A 23,579-nucleotide genomic window follows, 5' to 3' on the forward strand; every position below is an offset into this window, starting at 1 on the left:
ACGTCCCCGAAACATAAGCCGCAAAGGCGGCTGTTTCAGGATCTTTCAGCGGCGCTCCCCCACACGTGCCGCTTGACCTCAGGAGGGTCCCATGCGCATCCGAGCACTGGGTGTGGCCGCGCTGACGACCGTGGCGTTCGGCGCCACGGCGTGCGGCGGCTCAGAGCCTGCGCCGTCCGCGGCGCCGAGCTCGGCGACCTCGGCCTCTGCCACGGCCTCGGCGACCGCCGACAAGGGCAGCGGCAAGCTCGTGATCTGGGCCGACCCCAACCGCACCAAGGCGCTCAAGCCCTTCGCCGACCAGTTCGGCACCGAGAACGGTGTCACGGTGGAGGTGAAGGAGATCAGCAAGGACAACCAGCAGACCTTCCTCACCGCCTCACAGCAGGGCAGCGGCCCCGACGTGATGATCGGCGCGCACGACTGGATCGGCAACCTGGTGCAGAACGGCGCCATCGACCCCGTCAACCTGACCGAGGAGCAGAAGGCGAGCTTCTCGCCGATCGCGCTCAAGGCGGTCACCTTCAACGGCCAGGTGTACGGCGCGCCGTACGCCGTGGAGAACGTCGCGCTGATCCGCAACACCAAGCTCGCGCCCGACGCCCCCGCCACCTTCGACGACGTGATCGCCAAGGGCAAGGAGCTGAAGAAGGCCGGCAAGGTCGACGAGGTGCTCTGCCTGCCCGTCACCGCCAAGGGCGACGCCTACCACGTCTACCCGCTCTTCTCCTCGGCGGGCGGCGCCATCTTCGGCACCACCTCCAGCGGCGACCCCGACCCCAAGCAGGTGCTGGTCGGCTCCAAGGAGTCGCAGGCCGCCTTCGAGAAGCTCGCCAAGCTCGGCGAGAAGGGCGAGGCGGCGCTGAAGACCTCGCTCACCAACGAGAACACCATCCCGTCGTTCGCGGGCGGCAAGTGCGCCTTCCTCGTCTCCGGCCCGTGGGCCATGGCCGACGTCAAGAAGAGCGGCGTCGCCTATGACATCAGCGCCGTCCCCGGCTTCAAGGACGGCAAGCCCGCCACGCCGTTCGTGGGCGTGCAGTCCTTCTTCGTCGCCTCCAAGGGCGCCAGCAAGACCCTCGCCCAGGAGTTCGTCACCAACTACGTGACCAACGCCGACGTCGCCAAGGCCCTCTACGACGCCGACCCGCGTCCGCCGGCCCTGACCGCCGCCCTCGAGTCCGTCAAGGCCGCCGACCCCGACGCCGGCAAGTTCCTCGAGGCGGGCAGCGGCGGCATCCCCATGCCCGCCATCCCCGAGATGTCGGCCATCTGGGAGCCGTTCGGCATCGCCGAGGCCGCCGTCGTCAAGGGCAGCGACCCGGTCAAGGCCGCGGAGTCGGCGCAGAAGACCATCGACGGCTCGCTGAAGAACTAGCCGATGTCCCTGGACGTGCGTCAGGCCGCGGAGATCAGGTCCTCTCCGCGGCCCCGTCGCGAGTTGACCACCGCCTTCGTGGTGAGCAGGATCGCCGTGCTGGGCGTGGCCGCCGCGATCCTGCTCTACGCCGTGCCGCCGCTGGTCGCGGCCGAGTCGTGGGTCTCGCTGACCCTGCTCGGCCTGGCCAGCGCGGTCATCGGCTACCTCTATCTGACCCGCCGCTTCGTGCCGGCGAAGTACCTCGTCCCCGGCACCGTCTTCCTGATCGCCTTCCAGGTCTTCCCCGTGCTCTACACGGTGAGCACCGCCTTCACCAACTTCGGCGACGGCCACCGCGGCGACAAGGCGGCCGCGATCACCGCGATCGAGACGGGCTCGGTACGGCAGGCGCCGGGCTCGCCCGAGTACGGCCTGAGCGCCGCGCTCAAGGACGACGCGCTCGTCTTCCTGCTGGTCGACCCCAAGACCAAGCAGGTGCAGGCGGGCACGGCCGGCGGGCTCACCCCCGTCCAGGGCGCCAGGCTGGGAGTGACGGGCAAGGTCCTCGAGGCGCCCGGCTACACGGTGCTCAAGACGCAGGAGGCAGCCGCCCGCGCCAAGCAGATCGCCGAACTGGCCGTGCCCACCGACGGCGGGCTGATCAAGGCCAACGGCCTGAGCCGCGCGGTCGAGGGCAGGGCGGCGCTGGCCTACGACGCGGCCTGCGACTGCGTGAAGGGCAACGGCGACACCTGGAAGGCCGACGAGTCGCAGGGCTACTTCGTCAACGCCAAGGGCGAGCACCTCGCGCAGGGCTGGCAGGTCAACGTCGGCGTCGCCAACTTCGCCCGCGTCGTCACCGACCCGACGCTGTCGGCGCACTTCCTCGGCATGTTCACCTGGAACGTGGCCTTCGCGCTGCTGTCGGTGCTGGCCACGTTCGCGCTCGGCATGTCCGTGGCGCTGGCGCTGCACCATCCCAGGATGCGCGGCACCAGGATCTACCGGATCGCGCTGATCCTGCCGTACGCCATGCCCGCCTTCGCGATGCTGCTGGTCTGGCGGGACATGTTCAACCGCGACTTCGGCCTGATCAACAACCTGTTCGGGCTCGACGTCGACTGGATGGGCGGCATGGTGTCGGCCAAGGCCGCCGTCATCCTGGTCAACCTGTGGCTGGGCTTCCCGTACATGTTCCTGGTCACCACGGGCGCGTTGCAGGCGATCCCGCGCGAGCTGACCGAGGCCGCCTCCATCGACGGGGCGCCGCCGTCCTACGCCTTCCGCAAGGTGACGCTGCCGCTGCTGCTGGTGGCGCTGAGCCCGCTGCTGATCTCCTCGTTCGCCTTCAACTTCAACAACTACAACGCGATCGCGCTCACCACCGACGGCGGGCCCTTCCCCGCCGAGAGCCCCACGGTGGGCGGCACCGACCTGCTGATCAGCTACACGGTCAGGCTCGCGTTCGGCACGGGTTCGGCGCAGTTCGGCCTGGCGGCGACCATGTCGGTGTTCATCTTCGCGATCGTGGCCACCATCTCGGCGATCACGTTCAGGCGGACCCGCAAGCAGGAGGATATGTACGCATGACCGAACGTCGTGAGGTCGGGGAACACAGCGTTTCGCGTTTCACCAGGCCGACCAAGGAGGCGTGGTGAAGCTGGCCCTGCGGCATGCCTACGTGCTGCTGGTGTGCGCGTTCGCGCTGTTCCCGATCCTGTTCGTGGTCTCGGCGGCGATCAACCCGCTGGGCACGCTCGCCTCCTCCGACCTGCTGCCCAACGGCGCGGGCCTCGACAACTTCGTCAAGCTGTTCGGCTCGGACATCTACCCCTTCGGCCGCTGGTTCCTCAACTCGGTGTTCATCGCGCTCGCGGCCTCCTCGGCGAGCCTGCTGCTGTCGATGTTCGCCGCCTACGCCTTCAGCCGCATGCGCTTCGCCGGTCGCAGGGTCGGCCTGCTCGCTCTGCTGCTGATCCAGATGTTCCCGCAGTTCCTGGCCATCGTGACCATCTTCATGATCTTCACCAGGGTCACCGAGCTCTACCCGGCGTTCGGCTTCAACACCACGTGGGGCATCCTGCTGCTCTACCTGGGCGGCGCGCTCGGCGTGAACACCTGGCTGATGAAGGGCTTCCTCGACACCATCCCCAAGGAGCTCGACGAGTCGGCCACGGTCGACGGCGCCACCCACGCGCAGGTCTTCTGGAAGATCATCCTTCCGCTGGTCACGCCCATCCTCGCCGTCACCGCGCTGCTGGCCTTCATCGGCACGATGAGCGAGTTCCTGATGGCCAACATCTTCCTGCGCGACCCCGAGAGCAAGACGCTGGCCGTGGGCATGTACGGCATGATCGCGGGTGACGGGCGCAACGCCAACTTCGGCATGTTCGCCGCGGCCACCCTGCTCACCGCCGTACCGACCGTCAGCGTGTTCCTCTGGCTGCAGAAGTTCATCGTTTCAGGGCTGACCGCGGGCGCGGTCAAGGGCTAAGGACGCTCCGTGCATCTCCTCGACCAGCCGCATCACGACGGCTCGTCCCTCTACGTCTCCACGCTCGCCCCCGCGCTGGGGGAGGAGGTGACGGTATGGCTGCGCGTCCCCCCGGGCTTCGCCCTGGAAGCCGTGCACGTCCGCACCGTCCAGGACGGCGAGCCGCGCTACAGCGCGGCCGAGCCCGATCCGTCCCGTCGCGACCTCGGCGGGTACGGCGGCGCCGACACCTGGTGGAAGGCGACGATCACGGCGGTCAACCCCGTCGTGCCGTACCGTTTCCTGCTGCTGTCTCCCGGCGGGCAGCGGTGGCTGACCGCGCGCGGGATGGTCGGTCACGACGTGACCGACGCGACCGACTTCAGGCTCGTCGCCCACGAGGTGCCGCCCGCCTGGATGGCCGACGCGATCGTCTACCAGATCTTCCCCGACCGGTTCGCCCGCTCGCGCGGGCACGCCGAGCCGCCCGCGTGGGCGTTGCCGGCCGAGTGGGACACCGACGAGGTCATCGGGCAGGGGCCGGGCACGCCCGAGCAGTTCTACGGCGGCGACCTCGACGGCATCGTCGAGCACCTGGACCACATCCAGGCGCTCGGCGCCGACACCGTCTACCTCACGCCCATCTTCCCCGGCCGCTCCAACCACCGGTACGACGCGGCGCGCTTCGACGCCGTCGACCCGCTGCTCGGCGGCGACGAGGCGCTGGAGCGGCTCTCGGCCGCGCTGCACGAGCGCGGCATGCGGCTGCTCGGCGACATCACGACCAACCACACGGGCGACTCGCACGAGTGGTTCACCGCCGCCGTCTCCGATGTCGGCGCGCCCGAGCGGGAGATGTACTACTTCGACGGCGACACAGGCGAATACGAGTCGTGGTGGGGCGTGAAGACGCTGCCCAAGCTCAACTGGGGCAGCGACCTGGTGCGCGACAGGATGGCCGCCGTCATGACGAAGTGGCTGGGCCCGCTGGACGGCTGGCGCGTCGACGTGGCGAACATGACGGGCAGGCGCGGAGCCGACGACCACAACCACGAGGTGGCCAGGCTGCTCAGGCCGCGCGGCGCGGCCTTCATCGCCGAGCACAACCACGACGCATCCGCCGACCTGGACGCCGACGGCTGGCACGGCACGATGAACTACGGCGGCTTCACCCGTCCTGTGTGGGCCTGGCTGCGCGGCGAGTCGCTCGACCTCACCCACTTCCTCGGGGTGCCTGGCGGCGTGCCCACCAGGGACGGCGTGGCGACCGTCGCCACCTTCAGGGAGTTCGCCGCGCACATGTCGTGGCGCTCGCTCGTCCACTCGTGGCAGCTGCTCGACTCCCACGACTCGCCCCGCATCCGCACCGTCACGGGTTCGGCCGAGCGCCACCTGGTCGCCCTCGGCCTGCAGGCCACGCTGCCCGGCACGCCGATGGTGTTCGCGGGCAGCGAGTTCGGACTCACCGGCGCCAACGGCGAGTACTCCCGCACCCCGATGCCGTGGAACAGGCCAGGCGAGCGCGACGAGGAGATCCACGCCGCTTACCGCGAGCTGCTGGGCCTGCGCAGGGCCGAGCCCGCGCTGCGCAGGGGAGGGCTGCGCTGGGTGCACGCCTCCGCCGACTGCCTGGTGTTCCTCAGGGAGACCGCCACCGAGTCGCTGCTGGTGTGCGCGCGCAGGGCGCCGGGCGACCCGGTGAGCCTGCCGCTGGACGGCACGGCACGCGGCGTCTACAACGCCGACGACCTTGACTCCCCTGTCCTACCGGGAGAAGGGCCATCCTTCAAGGTTTGGCGTCTCGCCGTGCGGAGCTGATCACGCTACGGTATGCAGCTGACGGTTCGTCTTTCAACTAGATAAGTGGTGCGCCGATGAAGTCGCTGGTCGTGGCCCTGTTGTTGTTGCCCGCCGGACACCTGGAGAGCAATGTCGCGGGAACGGCGTACTACGTCGACTCCAAGGCAGGCGACGACGCGGCGGCGGGCACCAGCGCGGCCACGGCATGGAAGAGCCTGGCCATGGTCAACGCCGCCGCCCTCAAGCCCGGCGACACGGTCAACCTCAAGCGGGGCGGCGGCTGGAGCGAGACGCTGACCCTCGCCGCGAAGGGGACCGCGGCCAGGCCGATCGTGCTCCAGCCGTACGGCACGGGCGCCGCCCCCAAGCTCAGCGGCCAGGAGCAGCCCTGTGTCGTGATCACCGGCAACCACTGGAAGGTCGCAGGGATCAGGGCCAGCAACTGCCAGTGGGCGGGCTTCGAGATCAGCGGCGACGGCAACGAGCTCGACGGCGTGGCGGCCGACCGCAACATCGCGGGCGTCCACGTCGCCCCTGAGGGCAGCCGCAACACCATCAGGAACAGCACGCTCACCGGCAACGACCGGATGAGCGTCAACGACGACGGCGGCGACAACGACTCGGGCGCCTTCGGCGTTCTGCTCAACGGCGACGACAACCTCGTCACCGGCAACACGATCACCGGCAGTTACGCCGCCAGCAAGGACTACGGCGTCGACGGGGCGGCCATCGAGATCTTCAACGGCGACCGCAACAGGATCACGCACAACCTCTCCCGCGACAACGTCACCTTCACCGAGCTCGGCGCGCGGAAGGGCAGCACGGCGACGGGCAACGTGTTCGCCTTCAACGTGGTCACCTCCAGCCGCAAGCTGGGCTCGTTCCTGGTGACGCGCGGGTCGGGACACGTGGTCGGGCCCGTGAAGGGGACCCTGGCCGTGCACAACTCGGTGTACCTGCCCGCGGCCAAGACGATCGGCTGGTCGTGCCACGACGGGTGCGCGCCCGGCATCCTCAAGCTGCGCAACAACGTGATCGTGGTCGGCGGCGAGATGGGCTGGGAGGACGGGAAGGGCGCGGACGACGCGGGCAGCGTCTACCTGGGCAGGAAGAAGCGCTTCACACTCGGCCCCAAGTCGGTGATCGCCGACCCGCGCTTCGTCTCCAGGACCGACCTGCGCCTGCGCCCTGGCTCGCCCGCCGTGGGGCGCGCCGCCGTGCTGAGCCCCGTCTGGTTCGGCGGCTCCGCCATCACCAAGGACTTCGCGGGCAAGGCCCTCGGCGGCGCGCGCGACGCCGGGGCCTACCAGCACTGAGCCGCCTCAGGAAGGCGGCTGCGAGAGGGCGGCCTTGGCGTTCCTGCTCAGCTCGTCGGCCAGCACCTCGGTCAGGCCCGCCTCGACGCCGTCCAGCGCCATGGCGACCACCTCCGCCGGGGCCAGCTTGGGCGCGTCCACGCGTGCCGCCATGTCGGTGTCGATGTAGCCCGCGTGGACGCCCACCACGAGCGTGCCCTGCTCTCGCAGCTCCATCCGCAGCGCGTTCGTCAGCGACCACGCGGCGGCCTTGGAGGCGGCGTAGGTGGCCACCTGCGGGAACGTCAGGAACGACAGCACCGAGAGCATGTTGACCAGCGCGCCGCCTCCGTTGCGGGCCAGCACGGGGGCGAAGGCGCGGCTCATCGCCAGCACGCCCAGATAGTTCGTCGCCATCTCCCGCTCGGGCGGGCCGAGCACGCCCGCGTTGTTGACCAGCAGATCGGTGTCGCCGCACAGCTCGGCAGCCGCGGCGACCTGGGCGGGGTCGGTGACGTCCAGGCGTACCGGCACCAGCCGCGGGTCGGTCACGGTGGAGGGGTCGCGGGCGCCCGCGTAGACGGTCTTCGCGCCGCGCTCGAGGAGGGCGCGGGCGAAGGCCGCGCCGAGCCCGCGGTTGGCGCCCGTCACCAGGGCGACACTGCCGTCGATCTTCATTGGATCCGCTCCAGGACGGTGGCGTTGGCGAGGCCGCCGGCCTCGCACATGGTCTGCAGCGCGTAGCGGGAGCCCCGCTGCCGCATGGCGTGGACGAGGGTGGTCATGATGCGCGCGCCGCTGGCGCCGAGCGGGTGGCCGAGCGCGATGGCGCCGCCGTTGACGTTGACCTTCGCGGGGTCGGCGCCCGTCTCCTGCAGCCAGGCCAGCACCACGCTGGCGAAGGCCTCGTTGACTTCGAACAGATCGATGTCGGACAGGCTCAGACCCGCCTTCCTGAGCACCTTCTCCGTGGCGGGGATGACGCCCGTGAGCATGAGCAGCGGGTCGGAACCCGTCACGGTGAAGGAGTGCAGCCGGGCCAGCGGGCGCAGGCCGAGCCTCGCGGCGGTCTCGCCGCTGGCGATCAGCAGGGCGGCCGCGCCGTCGTTGGTCGGGCTGGCGTTGCCCGCCGTGACCGACCAGTTGATCTGCGGGAAGCGCTCGGCGTAGCCGGGGTCGGCGAACGCGGGCTTCAGGCCGGCGAGCACCTCCATCGTCGTGCCGGGCCGTACGGACTCGTCCCTGTCGTAGCCGTCGATCGGGGCGATCTCGGCGGAGAGGTCGGCGGCGGCCGCCTTGCGGTGCGAGTCCATGGAGAAGGCGTCCATCGCCTCACGGGTCAGGCCCCACTTGGCCGCGATCAGCTCGGCGCTGATCCCCTGCGGGACCAGGCCCTCGGGGAAGCGCGCCGCGACGCCGGGGCCGAAGGGGTCGGCGCCCTGCGGCACGTTCGACCACATGGGCACCCTGCTCATCGACTCCACACCGCACGCGACGACCAGGTCGTAGGCGCCCGACATGACGCCCTGGGCGGCGAAGTGGACCGCCTGCTGGGAGGACCCGCACTGCCTGTCGACGGTCACCGCAGGCACCTCGTCCGGGAAGCCCGCCGACAGCCACGCGTACCGGGTGGTGTTCATCGCCTGCTCGCCGACCTGGTCGACGCACCCGCCGATCACGTCGTCCACGAGCGCGGGGTCCACGCCGCTGCGCTCGACCAGCGCTCGCAGGGTGTGCGCCAGCAGTTCGACGGGGTGGACGTGCGCCAGCGCGCCCGTGGGCTTGCCCTTGCCGATGGGAGTCCGTACGGCCTGCACGATCACGGCGTCACGCATCGCGCCTCCTAGTGAGTTGGAAAACTGGATGCACTCTACCATTTGGTTTTCCAACGCACTCGTGGGCGCCCTTCCGGCTGTCGACAAAAGGGTGATTGGGCATCATTCTGGACATAGCCCGGAAACGCGCGCGAAATCTCCCTGCGGCACTGTGTTGAGCCTTCGAAAGGGGGAGATGCGATGTTGCTGAGACTCAGGGTTTCGTTGCCGGATCGCCCAGGCGGTCTGGGTCAGGTCGCAAGGGCGCTCGGCGCGCTCGGAGCCGACATACTCCAGGTGACCGTGCTCGAACGCGAGACGGGCCGAGCGGTCGACGACTTCACCGTGTCGTGGCCGGGCACCGCCACCCCCGCTTCCGTGCGTGAGAAACTGTCGGCCGTCCCCGGCATGCGGGTCGAGGGCGTCTGGCCGACCAGGGAGGTGCCAGGCTCCGCGCCCGACTACGATCTCCTCCTGCACGTCGCGACCGAACCCGCACGCGGGCTCGCCACCATGGTCGACGCCCTGCCGTCGCTGTGCGGAGGCGACTGGGCGCTCGCCCTGGCCGACGGCGTCGTCCGGCACGCCAGCCCCGCCGCGCCCCCCGCCTTCGGGCTGGAGGAGCTGCCGCTCAGGGCCGCCTCTCACGTGGCAGGCGAACACCGGCTGATGGTCCTGCCCGTGGCCAGCACGGCGATGCACGTCGTCGTGGCCCGCTCCGAGGGCCCGCCCTTCCACCGGGCCGAGCTCGAGCGCGCGTCCCGCATCGTCGAGGTCGTCTCCCGCATGGCCGCCCGCTTCGAGCCGGTCGCCGACTGACCGCCAACCGCCCGCGCGGGTCTCAGGGCAGCGGCCGCCACCCGCGCGGGCCCCACAGGATCGCCCAGATGGTCGGGGGCCTCAGCGGCGAGGCGGGTCGATGCGGGCGCCGTCCGGCTTGAACAGCATGAGCCTGGTGACGTCCACACCGATCTTGGCGGGGTCGCCGGTGCGCCACGCGGGCCTGACGCCGAGCCGTACGATCAGGTCCGCCCTGCGGTGGCTGCCGTCGCGCAGGTGACCGACCTGCTCCTGCTCGGCGTGTTCCTCCTCCGGCGCGCCGAACAGCCGCCTGGCCATGGCGCGCAGCCCGCCGCCGCCGTTCTCGTGGCCGTTGGCGTTGCGCCTGGGGTCGGGCGGCTCGGGGACGGCCACCGCGGGCACCCCGCACTCGACGTACGCCAGCCACTCGTGCCCGTGGTACTCCAGCGCCCTGACCCTGCCGTAGAAGCTCGGCCCCTCGTACGACTCCTGGACGGGAGCGAGCCCGTCGGGTCGCAGCCCCACGATGATCTGGCCGCCGGTGTGCTGGGAGACCGCGTACGCCCTGGGATCGCTCCAGGGCATCACCAGCTGGTGGGGGCCGAAGTCCAGCAGCACGTACTGGTTCTGGGGGGTTCGCACGGTCGCCGGCAGCAGGTTGAGCTGCTGGGAGCTGAGGAAGGCGGCCACGAACGCGGTCGCCGGGTCGTTGTAGATCTGGCCGGGTGTGCCGACGTCCTGCAGCACGCCCCTGTTCATGATGGCGATGCGGTCGGCCAGCGTGAGCGCCTCGACCTGGTCGTGTGTGACGTAGATGGTGGTGACGCCGAGCGAGCGGACCAGCGAGGAGATCTCCATGCGCAGCTCGGTGCGCATGCCGGCGTCGAGGTTGGACAGCGGCTCATCCATCAGGAAGATCTTCGGCTGGCGCACGATGGCGCGGCCCATGGCCACCCGCTGGCGCTGGCCGCCGGACAGGGTGCCCGGCCTGCGGTCCAGGGTCTCGTCGATGTGCAAGGCCTTGGACAGCTCCGTCACGCGCTCCTTGACCAGCGCGGGGTCGGCCTTGGCGATCTCCAGGGGGAAGGACATGTTGCCGCGCACGGTGCGGTGCGGGTAGAGCGCGCCGTTCTGGAAGACCATGGCGACGTCGCGGTCGCGCGGGGCCAGATGGTTGGCGAGCCGGCCGTCGAGCCAGAGGTCGCCGTCGGTGACCTCTTCGAGGCCGGCGATCATCCTGAGCAGTGTCGACTTGCCGCAACCCGACGGTCCGAGCAGAACGAGGAACTCCCCGTCGGCGGCACGCAGGTTCAGCCGATCGACCGCCAGGTATCCCCCGGGGTAGACCTTGGTTACCTTGTCAAGGACGACCGTGCTCATGGGTCTGCTCCACGCTTGTCGATACGCATCAGACTCCCGGGACGGAGGGAGTCATCGCTGCTTGGCGGGCATGAGACGTCACCTGTGACGGGGCTGAATGTTGAGGTAGTACATCGCGTGTTCACTCCGGTGTCCAGACTTGACATGAAAAATCTGTAACCGTCGCGTTCCTCATTCAAGGTCCCCTGACGGGCCACCCACTTCCGTCCCACCCCTGGTCGCGTTTCGGTATGCCCGCAACCAGCCCACGCCTCCAGTTATTGCGAAAAATCCCACTTTGGAAAGCCTTGCGTAAACTTGCGGCAAGCCTTTTCATATGAGGGGGCCCTGTCGTACGGCGGGGCCTGTCAGTTTGTTCCGGGGGACGTCTCATGACCCACTCTTCGACATCGACCCGCTGGTGGCGGGACGCGGTGATCTACCAGGTGTACGTGCGCAGCTTCGCCGACGGCGACGCGGACGGCGTCGGCGACCTGAAGGGCGTGCGCGACCACCTGGGGTACCTCGCCGACCTGGGTGTCGACGCCATCTGGCTGACCCCGTTCTACACCTCGCCGATGGCCGACTTCGGCTACGACGTGGCCGACTACCGCGACGTCGACCCGCTGTTCGGCACGCTCGCCGACGCCAAGGCGCTCATCGACGAGGCGCACGGCATGGGCATCAGGGTGATCGTGGACGTGGTGCCCAACCACACCTCCTCCGCCCATGCCTGGTTCCAGGAGGCGCTGCGCGGCGTCAACCGCGACCGCTACATCTTCCGCGACGAGCCGAACGACTGGGAGTCGATCTTCGGCGGGTCCGCCTGGACCCAGGTCGAGGACGGCCAGTGGTACCTGCACCTGTTCGACTCCTCGCAGCCCGACCTCAACTGGGACAACCCCGAGGTGCGCGCGGAGTTCGAGTCGATCCTGCGCTTCTGGCTCGACCTGGGCGTCGACGGCTTCCGCGTCGACGTCGCGCACGGCATGATCAAGCCCGAGGGGCTGCCCGACATCGGCCACGCCGACCAGGTCCGCCTCATCGGCAACGACGTCGTGCCGTACTTCGACAACGACGCCGTCCACGAGATCCACCGCTCGTGGCGCAAGCTCCTCGACTCCTACCCCGGCGAGCGCATCGGCGTCGCCGAGGCGTGGGCGCCCACGCCCGCCAGGCTGGCCCGCTACGTCCGCGAGGACGAGCTCCACCAGGCCTTCAACTTCCACTTCCTCAACGCGCGGTGGGACGCGGGCGCGCTGCGCGAGGTGATCACCGAGTCGCTCGCGACGGCGGACTCCGTGGGCGCGCCCTCCACGTGGGTGCTGTCCAACCACGACGTGAAGCGGCACGTCACCCGCTTCGGCAGCTCCGAAAGGGCCCGCGCCGCCGCGCTCCTCATGCTCGCGCTGCCCGGCTCGGCCTACGTCTACAACGGCGAGGAGCTCGGCCTGCCCGAGGTGCTCGACCTGCCCGCCGAGGTCTGCCTCGACCCCCAGCGGCTGCGCGACCCCGACAGCGGCCGCGACGGCTGCAGGGTGCCGATGCCGTGGACCTCCTCCGACGGCTACGGCTGGCGGCGCCCATGGCTGCCCGTCCCCGGCGACTGGGGCGGCCTGTCGGTCGAGGCCCAGGACGGCGACCCCGGCTCGATGCTCTCCCTCTACAAGCAGGCGCTGCGGCTGCGCCGTACCGTGTCGGGTGAGCTGCGCTGGCACGACTCGCCCGCCGGCACGCTCGTCTTCAGCCGCGACGACGGCTTCGTGTGCACCGTCAACCTCACCGGCGACCCCGTCGACTATCCCGTCGACGGCCGGGCGGTCCTGTCCAGCGCTCCCGTCGAGGAAGGCAGGCTCGCTCCCGATTCCACCACGTGGTGGCGGGCCAAGGTTGCGTAAAGTGTCCACCATGAACGGTCACGCCCGTCTCGCCGACATCGCCGCCCAGGCAGGGGTGAGCGAGGCCACGGTCAGCCGGGTGCTCAACGGCAAGCCGGGGGTGTCCTCCGCGACCCGCCAGGCCGTCATGACCGCGCTCGACCTCATGGGCTACGAGCGGCCTCAGCGGCTGCGCCAGCGCAGCAACGGGCTCATCGGGCTGGTCACGCCCGAGCTGGACAACCCGATCTTCCCTGCCTTCGCGCAGGCCATCGAGAAGGCGCTGACGCACCACGGCTACACGCCGGTGCTGTGCACGCAGCTGCCCGGTGGCGCGCCCGAGGACGAGTTCACCGAGCTGCTGGTCGACAGAGGCGTCAGCGGCATCGTCTTCGTCTCGGGGCTGCACGCCGACACGACCGCCCGGATGGACCGCTACACCAGGCTGACCGACCGAGGGCTGCCGATCGTGCTGGTCGACGGCTACAACGAGAACGTCGACGCGCCGTTCATCTCGCCCGACGACCGGCTGGCCTCGCGGCTGGCCGTCCAGCACCTGGTCGACCTCGGGCACGAGCGCATCGGGCTGGCGCTGGGGCCGCGCAGGTTCGTGCCGGTGATCAGGAAGATCGAGGGATTCCAGCAGGCGATGGCCCAGCTGCTCGGGGTCCACGACGTCGACGACCTGATCGCCCACTCGCTGTTCTCGGTCGAGGGCGGGCAGGCCGCCGCGGCGCAACTGCTGGCCCGCGGCTGCACGGGCATCGTGTGCGCCAGCGACCTCATGGCGCTGGGCGCGATCAGGGCGTGCAGGGAGCGGGGCAGGTCGGTGCCGGGCGAGGTGTCGGTGGTCGGGTTCGACGACTCGCCGCTGATCGCCTTCACCGACCCGCCGCTGACCACCGTCCGCAAGCCGATCGGGGCGATGGCCTCGGCGGCCGTGCAGACGCTGCTGGAGGAGGTCAACGGGGCGCCGGGGCGGCACCTCGAGCTGATCTTCCAGCCCGAGCTGGTGGTCCGCGGCTCGACGGGCTCGGGACCGCTGGTCAACCGCTGATCGGCGGCTGACACGCGGCTCGTGGAAGGCTGAACTCGTGGAGGGTCGACGAATGTACGACGTTGTGGTCATCGGCGGCGCGGGGGTCGACTCCACCGCCTACGTGCCCGCGCTGCCCCTGCCGTACGCCGACACCTACCACGTGCCTCCCGTGGTCGACCGCATCGGCAACACGGGGTCCGGCGTCGCGCTCGGCTGCGCCGCGCTGGGACTGCGGACCAGGTTCGCCGACCTGATCGGCGACGACCCCCACGGCAGGCTCATCAGGGAGCATCTGGCCGCCAACGGCGTCGACTTCGCGTGGGCGCGATCGGCCGCGGGCACCAGGCGCAGCCTCCTGCTCGTCGGCCCCGACGGCCGCCGCACCTCGCTCTACGACGGGCGCGGCGTGGCAGGGGAGCGGCTGCCGCGCGAGCTGTACCTGCAGCCCACCCGCCACGTGCACGTCTCGATCACCGACTTCGCCCGGCATGTCTACGCCGACTTCTCCGGCGTCCCCATCTCGACGGACCTGCACGACTGGGACGGCGTCTCCGACCACCACAAGGACTTCGCCTACGGCTCCGACCTGGTCTTCATGTCGGCCGCCAAGCTGGAGGACCCGCGCGCCACGATGCGCCACATCAGGCGGCACGGGCGTGCCGGCACCGTCGTCTGCACCGACGGGGCGCGCGGCTGCCTCGTCCTGGCCGGGGACGACGACGTGCAGGCCTTCCCCGCCGCGCCGCTGCCCGCGCCGGTCGCCGACTCCAACGGCGCGGGCGACGCCTTCGTCTCCGGCTTCCTGTACGGCATGCTGCGCGGCGAGCCCGTGGACACGTGCGCCCGCCTGGGCGCCATCGCAGGTGCCCACGCCTGCGTCTCCGAGGGCACCCACGAGAACCCGATCACCGAGGACACGCTGCTGGCCCGCGCGGCTACTGCTTAGTGCACCTGGTCGGGCGCACGACCAGGACCACCCGCCGCTCGGCGTCGCCCACGGGGGCCTCGTAGTCCAGCCCGTAGCGCCTGGCCAGCACGTCGAAGAAGGCACCCTCGGGATCGGGGTCGATCCGCTCCACGACGCCGCGCACCTCCAGGTAGCGGTACGGCGCGTCGGGGTCGTTGACGGACAGCGCGACCGTGGGGCGCGCGGCCGCGTTCCTGCCCTTGCGCCGGTCGGTTGTCGTCGTGAAGCGGAGCAACTTCCCGTCCCAGATCGTCCACACCGGCGTCACCTGTGGCGTCCCGTCGGGCATCAACGTCGCCAGGTGGGCGAACAGCGGCCGGGTCAGCAGATCGAGATGGCTGTCTGGAATCACACTCATGGCGGGCACACTATCAAAGTATTGATGGTGCTCAAGGTCTGTATAGTTCGGGCATGGGAATGCCGGCCGAGGAGCGCCTCGGGCTCGATGTGAAACGTGCCGAGCAACTGCTGATGGCGGCCAAGCACGCGGCCGTCAAGCAGGCGGGTGTCACCGTGCCGCAGTACGCCGCCCTGCTGGTGCTGGCCGGCAACCCGGGCATCTCCAACGCCGCCCTGGCCAGGCAGTGCCTGGTGACCCCTCAGGCGTCCAACGTCGTGCTCAAGAACCTCATGGATCGCGGGCTCGTCGAACGCCGTCCCCACCCCTGGCACCGCCAGATGCTCGAGACCCACCTCACCGACGAGGGCAGGCGGGCGCTGGCGCTGGCCGACGCCGCGGCCGTGACGATCGAGCGCAGGATCGCCGCCGCGTTCACGCCGGAGGAGCGCGACCTGCTGCGCGACCTGCTGGCCCGCTTCGGGCGCGCCCTGACGGATTCGCCCGGCCCGGATGACGCAACGAACTCGGATATTTCCCAACACGTCACCGACGACCACTAAAATCACTCGGCGTGTCCTCTCAACGCCGCCGTTCCACACCTCCTCCGCAGGCGGTGTTCGTCGACCACAGTGGCCGCCGCAGGCGGCTGATCATGCTCGGCTCCGTCGTCGCGTGCTCGCTGGCCTTCGCCCTGCTGGCCGTCGTGCTCAGCGGCCTGTTCACCGGCACGACACTCTCGGTGAGCGGCTGGCCGGGCGGCGGCTCGCCGGCGGAGTCCCCGCAGCCGTCCAGGAGCGGGGCCCCGCGCCAGTCGCCGACGGCGACCCCGACGCCGGCCAGGGTCCGGCCCACGCCCCCGCCCACGACCAGCGCGGAGCGCCAGCCCACACCCTCGCGCACGTCCACACCCGAGCGGAGCTCGCGGACGACACGACCCTCCAACGGCGTCGAAGGACGCGAGGAGACGACCTCCACCCCGAGCGCCGGGCCCGCCCCCGTCACCGATCCGGCCGCCACGGCCGAGCCGACGGCCGCTGACACGCCGCCCGGCCTGGACGGCAAGACGCCGCCCGGCCATGACCCTGACAGGGCGAAGGGTTCGAAGGGATGAGCGCTCCCGCCGGCGGCCGTCGCGCCGCCGCCGTCGACCCGACGACCACGGTGTCCCGAGTGAAGGCGGCCGACCCTCGCGGTCACTGGTTCCTGCTCGCCGTCGGGATGGTTCTGCTCGCCTGCGCGCTGGTGCTCAACGGCTACGTGACCAACGTGGCCGGCGAGACGCAGGCTCCCGCGCCCGCGACCGATGTCTCCACCCCCGAGCTGGACGACGTACGCAGCGGCGGCCCCGTGCTGAACCTCACGGCGGGCGCGGCCTCCAGCGCCGGACCGGCCGCCAGGACGGTGGCCCTGACCTTCGACGACGGACCCGATCCCACCTGGACCCCGCAGATCCTCGACGTGCTCAGGCGGTACGGGGCGAAGGCGACCTTCTTCGCCGTCGGTTCGAAGGTCGCCCAGTACCCGGACCTCGCACGGCGGATCGTCGCCGAGGGGCACGAGATCGGCAACCACACCTACGCCCACGCCGACCTCACGGCCGTGTCAGGGTGGCGGCTGCGGCTGGAGCTCTCCCTGACGCAGAAGGCGCTGGCAGGGGCGACGGGGTTGCACACCACCCTCGTCCGCCCGCCGTACTCGTCGACGCCCGCGGCCGTCACGCTGCCGCAGTGGCAGAGCCTGCGCGCCGTCGCCGCGGAGGGATACCTGATCGCGCTGACCGACCTGGACACCAAGGACTGGAGCCAGGCGACGGCGGCGCGGATGGCGAAGAGCGCGCTTCCCGCCAAGGGGCGCGGCGCGATCGTCATGATGCACGACTCCGGCGGCGACAGGAGCCGCACGGTCAAGGCCCTCGACCTGGCGCTCAGGGAGCTCGGCCGTCGGGGATACCGGGCGGTCACCGTGACGGGCGCCCTCGGCATGCCGTCCGCGCACCAGCAGGCGGGAGGGGTGGAGCGCTTCACCGGCTGGGCACTCAACCTGGCCCAGCGGGCCTCCGGCTCGCTCACGGCCGCACTGTCGTGGGTGCTCCTCGCCGCGGGCGTGCTCACCCTGGCGAGGCTGGGCCTGTTCGCCGCGCTCGCCTGGATGCACGCCCGTCGAACCCGGAGAGGCAGGCGTCGCCGAGGGATCGCGCGCTGGGAAGCGCCACCTCCGGTGACGGTGATCGTGCCTGCCTTCAACGAGGAGGCGGGCATTCAGGCGACCGTGATGTCGCTCGTCCAGACGACCTATACCGGCGAGCTGGAAGTGATCGTCGTCGACGACGGCTCCACCGACGCGACCGCCGACCTCGCGGCGGCCCTCGGCCTGCCCAACGTCAGAGTGATACGACAGCCGAACGGAGGCAAGCCGGCGGCGCTCAACACCGGCATCGCGCACGCCCGCCACGAGCTGCTCGTCATGGTGGACGGCGACACCGTCTTCGAGCCCGCCACCATCGGGCACCTGGTACGCCAGCTCGCCGATCCAGCGGTCGGCGCGGTCAGCGGCAACACCAAGGTCGGCAACAGGCGCGGCATGGTGGGACGCTGGCAGCACATCGAGTACGTCATCGGCTTCAACCTCGACAGGCGGGCGTTCGAACTGCTCGACTGCATGGCGACGGTGCCGGGCGCCATCGGGGCCTTCCGCCGGTCGGCACTGGTCGCGCTCGGCGGCGTCAGTGTCGACACCCTGGCCGAGGACACCGACCTGACGATGGCGTTGTGCAGGTCGGGGTGGCGGGTGGTCTACGAGGAGAAGGCGCTGGCATGGACGGAGGCGCCCACCTCGCTCGGCCAGCTCTGGAAGCAGCGCTACCGATGGTGCTACGGCACCCTGCAGGCGATGTGGAAGCACCGGCGCGCGCTGATCGAGCGCGGCCCCTTCGGGCGGCGCTGCCTGGGCTACCTCGCCCTGTTCCAGGTGGTGCTGCCCCTGCTCGCGCCCGTGGTCGACCTCATGGCCCTTTACAACACCGCCGTCGGCGACCCGCTCCCCGTCGTGGCGGTGTGGGCGGGATTCGTCGTCGTCCAGGCACTGACGGGCTGGTACGCCCTGCGGCTCGACGGTGAGCGCGCCTCCGCCTTGTGGGTGCTGCCCCTGCAGCAGTTCGTCTACCGGCAGCTCATGTATCTCGTGGTGATCCAGTCCGTGGCCACCGCGGTGCTCGGGGTACGGCTGCGCTGGCACACCGTGCGCAGGGAGGGCACGTTCGGCGGAACGCTGCCCCCGCAGGCGGCGCCGCAGGGCGCGCTAGCCGAGCGTCACCCTGACGCCGCGGCTCAGCCCTGAGTCGTGTAGCTCGACCTCGCTCGCCTCGGCCGTCTTGGGCAGCTCGAACACCACCCCGCCGGTGAACGACTCGCCGGGGCCGATCCTGATCGGCTGGATCTCCTTGCCCGCCTTGTCCAGGAGCTTGGCCCCGGGATGCGCGACGCCGTCGCCGTCGAGCAGCTTCTGCTGGCCGGGGTAGAGGACCCTGCCCTCCTGGCCGATGTTGCCGACCTTCAGCGTGACCCTGCACTGGCGCACGGTCGCGGGCTTCGCCGCCTTCGCGCACTTGTGCCCGGCCACCGTGAAGCGCAGCTTGCCGTCCTGGACGGGCCCCTCCGCGCCGATGGCGGCCGGCTTGAAGATCCAGGCCATGACCATGATCAGCAGCAGCGCCAGCGCCACCACGACGGCGGCGGCGACCAGGCACCCGGTGAACACCCCGCCTCTGCGCGCGGGCGGGCGGGGCAGCGGCCCCTGCCCCGTCGTCTGGTACGGCGGGCGCGGTGCCTGCCCGGTGCCGTGATAGGCCGACAGCGACCCGGGGCCCGTCGTCTCGGCGGGGTTGGCCGGCGGCGGGATCGGCCCCCGCCGCGTGGGCGGGATCGTCGTCTCCGCGGGCGGCACCTGCTGCCTCTGAGGCGCCGGCGGCATCGGCTGTCCCTGATGCGCCTGTGGCCGCTGCTGTCCCTGGGCCGCCTGCGGGGGCGGCGCGGGGGGCCTGGGCTGCCGGTCGGGCGCGCCGGGTTGCGGCCCGTGAGCGGGAGGAGCCTGATGGGCGTGCGGGCGCGGCCCGTGCGGCGCCGGACGCTGGTCGGGCGGCGGGGTCCAGCCGGGAGGGGGCGGCGGCTGCCGTACCCCGAAATCGGCGGGATTCCACGAGTTCGTGAGGTGACGGGTGGCGGCCAGCTGCGCCCCGGCCACGTCGGGGGCGCCGACCAGCTCCAGCAGCAGCTCCCTGGCCTGCGGGCGGCGCGCGGGGTCGGGGTGGATGGCGGCGGCCACCAGCCGGTCGAGGGGCGCGGGCAGCCCGCGCAGGTCGGGAGGGGCGGTGCGGGCGCGCGCCGCCATCACGTAGGCGTCGCCCGATCCGAACGGGTGCCCGCCGAGCCCCGCGTAGGCGATCAGCGAGCCCCAGGCGAACACGTCGGCCGCCGGGCTGGTGCGTCCCTCGAAGACCTGCTCGGGGGCGATCCACCCGGGCGTGCCCATGACCAGGCCGACGTTGGTGTGCCGCGAGCCCACCTGCGTGGAACGCGCCAGACCGAAGTCGATCACGCGAGGGCCCGCGAGGGTCAGCATCACGTTGGCGGGTTTGAGGTCGCGGTGGACCAGGCCCGCCGCGTGGATCGCCGTCAGCGCCGCCGCCACTCCGACCGCGGCCGAGTGCAGGACGGAGGGCGACAGCGCGCCGTGCTCGATGAGATGGTCCTCGAGCGAGACGCCGTCGATGTACTCGGTGACCAGGTAGAGCAGGCCGTCGTCGTCGCCGTGGTCCAGCACGCGGGCGGTACAGAAGGAGGCCACCCGCCTGGCGTTGGACACCTCCTCGTGGAAGCGCGCCCGGTAGACGGGGTCGGCGGCGAAATCGCGCCTGATGGCCTTCACCGCGACCTTGGCCCCGTCGGGCGCCAGGGCGAGGAAGACGGTGCCCATGCCACCGGAGCCCAAGCGGCTCTCGAGCTGGTAGGGCCCGATCGAGACCGGGTCCTCAGGGGCCAGCGGCGATCCCACCGTCGCAGCCCCCTCGCCTTCGTGCTCCCGCCGTCCCAACCGACCGTCCTTCGCCCGGCATGACCGTATTCACCCGGAACTCTAACCGAGAACGGCCTGCGAGGGGCTCGACTGCGCTCCAGCGGCCGTGTCGGCGGGGCGTTCGCCGGCCAGTCCCCAACCCTCCACCTGGAAGTGGGCGGTCTGCCCCCCAGGCCTGACCGCCTCGCCGCAGGACGCGCACGTCACCACCGCGTCCAAGGACGCGCCGCACGAGTGCTCGAACACCACCGGCGGAGCCTCGACCAGGTGCCTGTCGCCCCACTGGCGCAGCAGGTGGAGCACGTTCTGCAGGTCGAGTCCCGCCTGCGTCGGCCGGTACTCGTACCTGAGCGGCCTGTCGCTGTAGGCGACCTTCTCCAGCACGCCTGCCTCGACCAGCCTGCGCAGCCTGGCGGCCAGGATGTCGCGGGGCGCGCCGATGTTGCGCACCATCGCCTCGAAGCGCCGCACTCCGAAGAACACCTCGCGCAGCACCAGCAGCGAGTACTTCTCGCCCACCACGGCGAGGGCGTCCGCGATCGAGCAGGGCCGGGCATTCGTCATGAGCCCAGATTACTGCGTTGGATATCCGGACTGACCCCGTTTCCCCCGCGTGGGGGAGCGGGATGGCCCCGTCGAGGGAGGCCACGCCCGTCCCCGCCCGCGAGCCTTGGCGGCATGAACGCGCTGATGATCTGGGCCTGCGTGTACGCGGCCGCGCAGGTGGGCTGGGCCGTGACGGGAACGCCTGTCGAGTGGGCGATGCGGCATGGCTACACGCCCGCCGTCCACCTCCTCATGGCGGCGCTGGCCGTCCTCGCCGCGCTGACGGGTCGCACCAGGCGGGGCGGCGTGGTCGTGACGGCGACGCTGTGGGCGGCCCTGGCCGTCTTCGCCGCGGGGACGGCGGGCGCGCCGATGCACTTCGTCACGCTGATGTCCATGACGGCGGTGGACAGCCTCGCGGACCTGGCGCAGGTGGTGCTGAACGCCGTCGGCGCGGTCCTGCTGCTGAGGGTCGCGGTGCCGTACGGGAGGAGGTTGCGGGGACGCTGCCCTCGGTGCGGAGGCAGGCACGAGGGCGAGGGGGAGCCGACCCACCGCGTGCCGACGCGGGCGTCCGGGCGGACGCGGGTGGCGGTCTACGCGCTGATGTGCGGGCTGCTGCCATGGGCGGCGGTCAAGACGATCTGGCTGCTGGGCGGCGACGCGCTCGGCGTGACCGGCAAGGAGTGGCAGGAGGTGATGGCCGCCGGCGACAGAGGCGTGTCGGCGGCGCTGGCGTCGGTGGGGGTCGACGTGACCGTGCTGGCCGCGCTGGTCGGCGTCTTCCTGCTGGCCGGCCTGATATACCCGTGGGGGCAGGTCTTCCCACGCTGGACGTTGTTCCTGGCGGGACGGCGGGTGCCGCGCCTGCTGCCGCTGATCCCGGCGTGGTTGACGGCCGCCACCTTGGCCGTGTACGGCGTGCTGCTCGTCTTCTACGCCGCGCTCATCGCCGCCGGGATCCTGCCGGAGATGGCCGCCTCGCCGCCCTTCACCGCCGAGGGCATCACCTGGATGACGCTGTTCGGCGGCCTCGCCTTCGCGGGCCTCGGCATCGGCCTCGTCGTGGCCGCCGTCTCCTACGCCCGCCGCTCGCTGCCGGTCTGCGTCCCCGCTAGGGTCTGACCTGCGCTCCGGCACCGCCGCCTACAGAGCCTTCCCTGCTGCGGGACCTGCTGGAGGTGGACCTCGGGGATCAGTGGCCTGCGCGACCACGTCCTCACCCTCGCCTGCCACCGCCTCGGCCTGCCCGTCGCCTACGCCAAGGGCGCCGACCGGCTGCCCGCGGCGGTCACCGCGCCGCTGAGCGGGGCCATGGTCGGCGACCTGGACCCCGCCGAGCTGCGCCGTGCCCTGGGAGTGGCCACCCGTGCCCTGCTCACCGAGGTGGGCGAGAGCGACCAGGACCTCGCGGGCCGGCTGTCAGCGCTTCTCCATTAGCGTGAACGCGCCCTTGGCCAGGGCGCTCAGCTCGGAGCCGACGTTGCCCTCGTCGAGCGGGGCCGCGGTGTCCGAGGCCATGGCCGTGACGAAGAACGTGCGCCCGTCCTTCGTCCTGGCCGAATAACCGAGGTCCACGACCCCGGGCTCGGAGCCGCCCTTGAACCACACCGACCGCCACCTCTTCGGGTCGAGGCCGAGCCCCCCGTCGTGCTGCGTCATGACCCCCTCGACGCGCCTGTCCTTGAGCCCGCGCAGCTTGGCGTGCGCGGCGCAGACGTCGGCGGGCGAGCCGAACCACTCGATGGTGTCCAGCTCACGCGGGGGGACCCACGCGGTGATCGCGTTGAGCGGCACCTTGGCGACCACCTCGTCCAGGTACTTCCTGCGCTGCTTCTCCCCGAGCGACAGGTAGCGCTTGGCGTGCGTGGGGTAGTCGGCGCCCTTCAGCGCGAACAGCTCCCGCGTGGTGAGGAACGGGACGTTGCGCGACTGGGTGGCCTCGACGGCCTTCCTGCCCACCTTGTGGATCAGCAGGTCGGTCGCGGTGTTGTCGCTGATGGCGATCATCAGCTTGGCGGCCTCCATCACCGAGACCTCGCTGCCGTCCGGCCTGTCCTGCAACTGGCCGGAGGGCAGGCTCTTCAGCTCCGGCTTGATGGTGAGCTTCGTGTTCCAGTCGGGGATCTTCCTGGCGGCGGCCCGCAGGACGTACAGCTTGAACATCGAGCCGAGCGGCCTGGCGGTGCGGGGGGCGAGGGCGCGCACAGGACGGCAGTCGCCGCCGGGAGTGATCTCGGCGGCCATGAACCCGACCCTCGGCGCCGCCTTCCCGAGCCGCTCGTCGATCTCCTTCCAGCTCGTGGGCGTGGGCTTCGGCGTGATGGGGTTCTGCAGCCGCAGCCCGTTGATCTTGCCGTCGGGATCGACGGCGAGCTCCATCCAGAACGTCTTCCCGCCCGTGGTCACCTCGGAGGTGATCATGGTCGGTTCGGCGTGCAGGATCTTGCCGAGACGCAGGTCCTTCATGGTGACCAGGCTCTTGTTGAGCTCGGCGGGCGGCAGCTGGGCGAGCATCGCCGCGCTGAAGTGCTCGGGGAACTGCTCCTCGGGGATCGGCGCCTCAGGCACGGCCCCCAGGAACCAGCGCAGCTGCCTGCCCGCCGGTGTGTCGGGGATGGGGACGTCCTGCACAGTCGCGGTCCCCGCCGTGAGCCCGGAGGCGGCGGAGGCGGCCGGCGAGATGACGGCGGCCCCGCATGCCGTCAGCAGCAGCGACGAGGCGGTCACAGCGAAAGCAACGGTTCTCATGCCGTCCAGCCAATCGAGTCGGGCACGGGGAGCCCACCTAGCCAGCCTCATCATCAAATATGCGGATAACCTCATAGACGCCCCCCG

At 71.0% G+C, this 23,579-nt stretch carries 21 protein-coding genes; 14 read left to right on the forward strand and 7 right to left on the reverse strand.

From position 1 onward, the window contains the following. Positions 1 to 91: 91 nt before the first annotated feature. The 5 genes from ACFSKW_RS23445 (at position 92) to ACFSKW_RS23465 (ending at position 6,949) form a co-directional block, all read left to right on the forward strand. Entirely contained in the window at positions 92 to 1,378 is a 1,287-nt protein-coding gene (locus ACFSKW_RS23445) for a sugar ABC transporter substrate-binding protein (protein ID WP_379574476.1), read from the forward strand. 3 nt (positions 1,379 to 1,381) lie between these two features. Further along, complete coding sequence (locus ACFSKW_RS23450) at positions 1,382 to 2,950, forward strand: ABC transporter permease subunit (RefSeq protein ID WP_379574477.1); 1,569 nt, start codon at positions 1,382 to 1,384, stop codon at positions 2,948 to 2,950. A 64-nt stretch (positions 2,951 to 3,014) separates the two neighbouring features. Further along, a complete protein-coding gene (locus ACFSKW_RS23455; RefSeq protein WP_379574478.1) occupies positions 3,015 to 3,854 on the forward strand; it encodes a sugar ABC transporter permease in 840 nt (279 codons plus the stop codon). Between the two features lie 9 nt (positions 3,855 to 3,863). Next, positions 3,864 to 5,651, forward strand: coding sequence for a glycoside hydrolase family 13 protein (locus ACFSKW_RS23460; protein ID WP_379574479.1), 1,788 nt, complete (start codon positions 3,864 to 3,866; stop codon positions 5,649 to 5,651). 56 nt (positions 5,652 to 5,707) lie between these two features. Further along, on the forward strand, positions 5,708 to 6,949 hold the full coding sequence (locus ACFSKW_RS23465) for a right-handed parallel beta-helix repeat-containing protein (RefSeq protein WP_379574480.1): 1,242 nt from the start codon (positions 5,708 to 5,710) through the stop codon (positions 6,947 to 6,949). A gap of 6 nt (positions 6,950 to 6,955) precedes the next feature. Here ACFSKW_RS23465 and ACFSKW_RS23470 read toward each other — a convergent pair whose 3' ends face one another. Beyond that, positions 6,956 to 7,606: an SDR family oxidoreductase gene (locus ACFSKW_RS23470; protein WP_379574481.1), complete on the reverse strand. Its 651-nt coding sequence runs from the start codon at positions 7,604 to 7,606 to the stop codon at positions 6,956 to 6,958. Then, complete coding sequence (locus ACFSKW_RS23475) at positions 7,603 to 8,763, reverse strand: thiolase family protein (RefSeq protein ID WP_379574482.1); 1,161 nt, start codon at positions 8,761 to 8,763, stop codon at positions 7,603 to 7,605. The genes ACFSKW_RS23470 and ACFSKW_RS23475 overlap by 4 nt, the downstream gene beginning before the upstream one ends. A gap of 180 nt (positions 8,764 to 8,943) precedes the next feature. On the opposite strand from ACFSKW_RS23475, the gene ACFSKW_RS23480 reads away from it, so the two are divergent. After that, positions 8,944 to 9,561: an ACT domain-containing protein gene (locus ACFSKW_RS23480; protein ID WP_379574483.1), complete on the forward strand. Its 618-nt coding sequence runs from the start codon at positions 8,944 to 8,946 to the stop codon at positions 9,559 to 9,561. Positions 9,562 to 9,642: 81 nt separating this feature from the next. Here ACFSKW_RS23480 and ACFSKW_RS23485 read toward each other — a convergent pair whose 3' ends face one another. Then, a complete protein-coding gene (locus ACFSKW_RS23485; RefSeq protein ID WP_379574484.1) occupies positions 9,643 to 10,923 on the reverse strand; it encodes an ABC transporter ATP-binding protein in 1,281 nt (426 codons plus the stop codon). Positions 10,924 to 11,294: 371 nt separating this feature from the next. Here ACFSKW_RS23485 and ACFSKW_RS23490 point away from each other — a divergent pair, with 371 nt between their 5' ends. The 3 genes from ACFSKW_RS23490 to ACFSKW_RS23500 are packed head-to-tail and all read left to right on the forward strand — an operon-like array spanning position 11,295 to position 14,764. Then, entirely contained in the window at positions 11,295 to 12,800 is a 1,506-nt protein-coding gene (locus ACFSKW_RS23490) for a glycoside hydrolase family 13 protein (protein ID WP_379574485.1), read from the forward strand. A gap of 10 nt (positions 12,801 to 12,810) precedes the next feature. Then, positions 12,811 to 13,836, forward strand: a complete 1,026-nt coding sequence (locus ACFSKW_RS23495) for a LacI family DNA-binding transcriptional regulator (protein ID WP_379574486.1) — start codon at positions 12,811 to 12,813, stop codon at positions 13,834 to 13,836. A 52-nt stretch (positions 13,837 to 13,888) separates the two neighbouring features. Continuing rightward, complete coding sequence (locus ACFSKW_RS23500; protein WP_379574487.1) at positions 13,889 to 14,764, forward strand: carbohydrate kinase family protein; 876 nt, start codon at positions 13,889 to 13,891, stop codon at positions 14,762 to 14,764. On the opposite strand, the gene ACFSKW_RS23505 is transcribed toward ACFSKW_RS23500, so the two are convergent. Further along, entirely contained in the window at positions 14,754 to 15,143 is a 390-nt protein-coding gene (locus ACFSKW_RS23505; protein WP_379574488.1) for a PPOX class F420-dependent oxidoreductase, read from the reverse strand. The two genes, ACFSKW_RS23500 and ACFSKW_RS23505, sit on opposite strands and share 11 nt — an antisense overlap. Before the next feature lie 53 nt (positions 15,144 to 15,196). Here ACFSKW_RS23505 and ACFSKW_RS23510 point away from each other — a divergent pair, with 53 nt between their 5' ends. Genes ACFSKW_RS23510 through ACFSKW_RS23520 form a run of 3 tightly spaced genes read left to right on the forward strand, consistent with a single transcriptional unit; the run spans position 15,197 to position 18,461 of the window. Next, complete coding sequence (locus ACFSKW_RS23510) at positions 15,197 to 15,685, forward strand: MarR family winged helix-turn-helix transcriptional regulator (RefSeq protein WP_379574489.1); 489 nt, start codon at positions 15,197 to 15,199, stop codon at positions 15,683 to 15,685. A gap of 11 nt (positions 15,686 to 15,696) precedes the next feature. Then, positions 15,697 to 16,236 (forward strand): hypothetical protein, encoded by a 540-nt coding sequence (locus ACFSKW_RS23515; protein ID WP_379574490.1) that lies wholly within the window; start codon positions 15,697 to 15,699, stop codon positions 16,234 to 16,236. Next, the gene (locus tag ACFSKW_RS23520; protein WP_379574491.1) at positions 16,233 to 18,461 is read left to right on the forward strand and encodes a bifunctional polysaccharide deacetylase/glycosyltransferase family 2 protein; all 2,229 of its coding nucleotides are present in this window, start codon (positions 16,233 to 16,235) and stop codon (positions 18,459 to 18,461) included. Before ACFSKW_RS23515 ends, ACFSKW_RS23520 begins: the two co-directional genes overlap by 4 nt. Here the strand turns inward: ACFSKW_RS23520 and ACFSKW_RS23525 are convergent. Next, on the reverse strand, positions 18,423 to 20,213 hold the full coding sequence (locus ACFSKW_RS23525; protein WP_379574492.1) for a serine/threonine-protein kinase: 1,791 nt from the start codon (positions 20,211 to 20,213) through the stop codon (positions 18,423 to 18,425). The two genes, ACFSKW_RS23520 and ACFSKW_RS23525, sit on opposite strands and share 39 nt — an antisense overlap. A 42-nt stretch (positions 20,214 to 20,255) precedes the next feature. Beyond that, on the reverse strand, positions 20,256 to 20,759 hold the full coding sequence (locus tag ACFSKW_RS23530) for a winged helix-turn-helix transcriptional regulator (protein WP_379574493.1): 504 nt from the start codon (positions 20,757 to 20,759) through the stop codon (positions 20,256 to 20,258). Between the two features lie 114 nt (positions 20,760 to 20,873). Here ACFSKW_RS23530 and ACFSKW_RS23535 point away from each other — a divergent pair, with 114 nt between their 5' ends. Together ACFSKW_RS23535 and ACFSKW_RS23540 are read left to right on the forward strand one after the other, a co-directional pair. After that, entirely contained in the window at positions 20,874 to 21,866 is a 993-nt protein-coding gene (locus tag ACFSKW_RS23535; RefSeq protein WP_379574494.1) for a hypothetical protein, read from the forward strand. Positions 21,867 to 22,055: 189 nt separating this feature from the next. Beyond that, positions 22,056 to 22,181 carry a hypothetical protein gene (locus ACFSKW_RS23540; RefSeq protein ID WP_379574495.1) on the forward strand — a complete coding sequence of 42 codons (126 nt, stop codon included), beginning with the start codon at positions 22,056 to 22,058 and terminating at the stop codon, positions 22,179 to 22,181. Here ACFSKW_RS23540 and ACFSKW_RS23545 read toward each other — a convergent pair. Next, positions 22,164 to 23,492 (reverse strand): serine hydrolase, encoded by a 1,329-nt coding sequence (locus tag ACFSKW_RS23545; RefSeq protein ID WP_379574496.1) that lies wholly within the window; start codon positions 23,490 to 23,492, stop codon positions 22,164 to 22,166. The genes ACFSKW_RS23540 and ACFSKW_RS23545 overlap by 18 nt on opposite strands. Between the last annotated feature and the right edge of the window lie 87 nt (positions 23,493 to 23,579).

Source organism: Nonomuraea mangrovi (assembly GCF_042681425.1).
Taxonomy (GTDB): Bacteria; Actinomycetota; Actinomycetes; order Streptosporangiales; family Streptosporangiaceae; genus Nonomuraea; species Nonomuraea mangrovi.

Excerpts from the sequence above, each read along its gene's own strand:
- ACFSKW_RS23545 (WP_379574496.1), bottom strand. The coding sequence starts at position 23,492 with ATGAGAACCGTTGCTTTCGCTGTGACCGCCTCGTCGCTGCTGCTGACG.
- ACFSKW_RS23530 (WP_379574493.1), bottom strand. The coding sequence starts at position 20,759 with ATGACGAATGCCCGGCCCTGCTCGATCGCGGACGCCCTCGCCGTGGTG.
- ACFSKW_RS23465 (WP_379574480.1), top strand. The coding sequence starts at position 5,708 with ATGAAGTCGCTGGTCGTGGCCCTGTTGTTGTTGCCCGCCGGACACCTG.
- ACFSKW_RS23445 (WP_379574476.1), top strand. The coding sequence starts at position 92 with ATGCGCATCCGAGCACTGGGTGTGGCCGCGCTGACGACCGTGGCGTTC.
- ACFSKW_RS23495 (WP_379574486.1), top strand. The coding sequence starts at position 12,811 with ATGAACGGTCACGCCCGTCTCGCCGACATCGCCGCCCAGGCAGGGGTG.
- ACFSKW_RS23510 (WP_379574489.1), top strand. The coding sequence starts at position 15,197 with ATGGGAATGCCGGCCGAGGAGCGCCTCGGGCTCGATGTGAAACGTGCC.
- ACFSKW_RS23520 (WP_379574491.1), top strand. The coding sequence starts at position 16,233 with ATGAGCGCTCCCGCCGGCGGCCGTCGCGCCGCCGCCGTCGACCCGACG.
- ACFSKW_RS23480 (WP_379574483.1), top strand. The coding sequence starts at position 8,944 with ATGTTGCTGAGACTCAGGGTTTCGTTGCCGGATCGCCCAGGCGGTCTG.
- ACFSKW_RS23540 (WP_379574495.1), top strand. The coding sequence starts at position 22,056 with ATGGTCGGCGACCTGGACCCCGCCGAGCTGCGCCGTGCCCTGGGAGTG.
- ACFSKW_RS23485 (WP_379574484.1), bottom strand. The coding sequence starts at position 10,923 with ATGAGCACGGTCGTCCTTGACAAGGTAACCAAGGTCTACCCCGGGGGA.
- ACFSKW_RS23490 (WP_379574485.1), top strand. The coding sequence starts at position 11,295 with ATGACCCACTCTTCGACATCGACCCGCTGGTGGCGGGACGCGGTGATC.
- ACFSKW_RS23535 (WP_379574494.1), top strand. The coding sequence starts at position 20,874 with ATGAACGCGCTGATGATCTGGGCCTGCGTGTACGCGGCCGCGCAGGTG.
- ACFSKW_RS23470 (WP_379574481.1), bottom strand. The coding sequence starts at position 7,606 with ATGAAGATCGACGGCAGTGTCGCCCTGGTGACGGGCGCCAACCGCGGG.
- ACFSKW_RS23500 (WP_379574487.1), top strand. The coding sequence starts at position 13,889 with ATGTACGACGTTGTGGTCATCGGCGGCGCGGGGGTCGACTCCACCGCC.
- ACFSKW_RS23475 (WP_379574482.1), bottom strand. The coding sequence starts at position 8,763 with ATGCGTGACGCCGTGATCGTGCAGGCCGTACGGACTCCCATCGGCAAG.
- ACFSKW_RS23505 (WP_379574488.1), bottom strand. The coding sequence starts at position 15,143 with ATGAGTGTGATTCCAGACAGCCATCTCGATCTGCTGACCCGGCCGCTG.
- ACFSKW_RS23450 (WP_379574477.1), top strand. The coding sequence starts at position 1,382 with ATGTCCCTGGACGTGCGTCAGGCCGCGGAGATCAGGTCCTCTCCGCGG.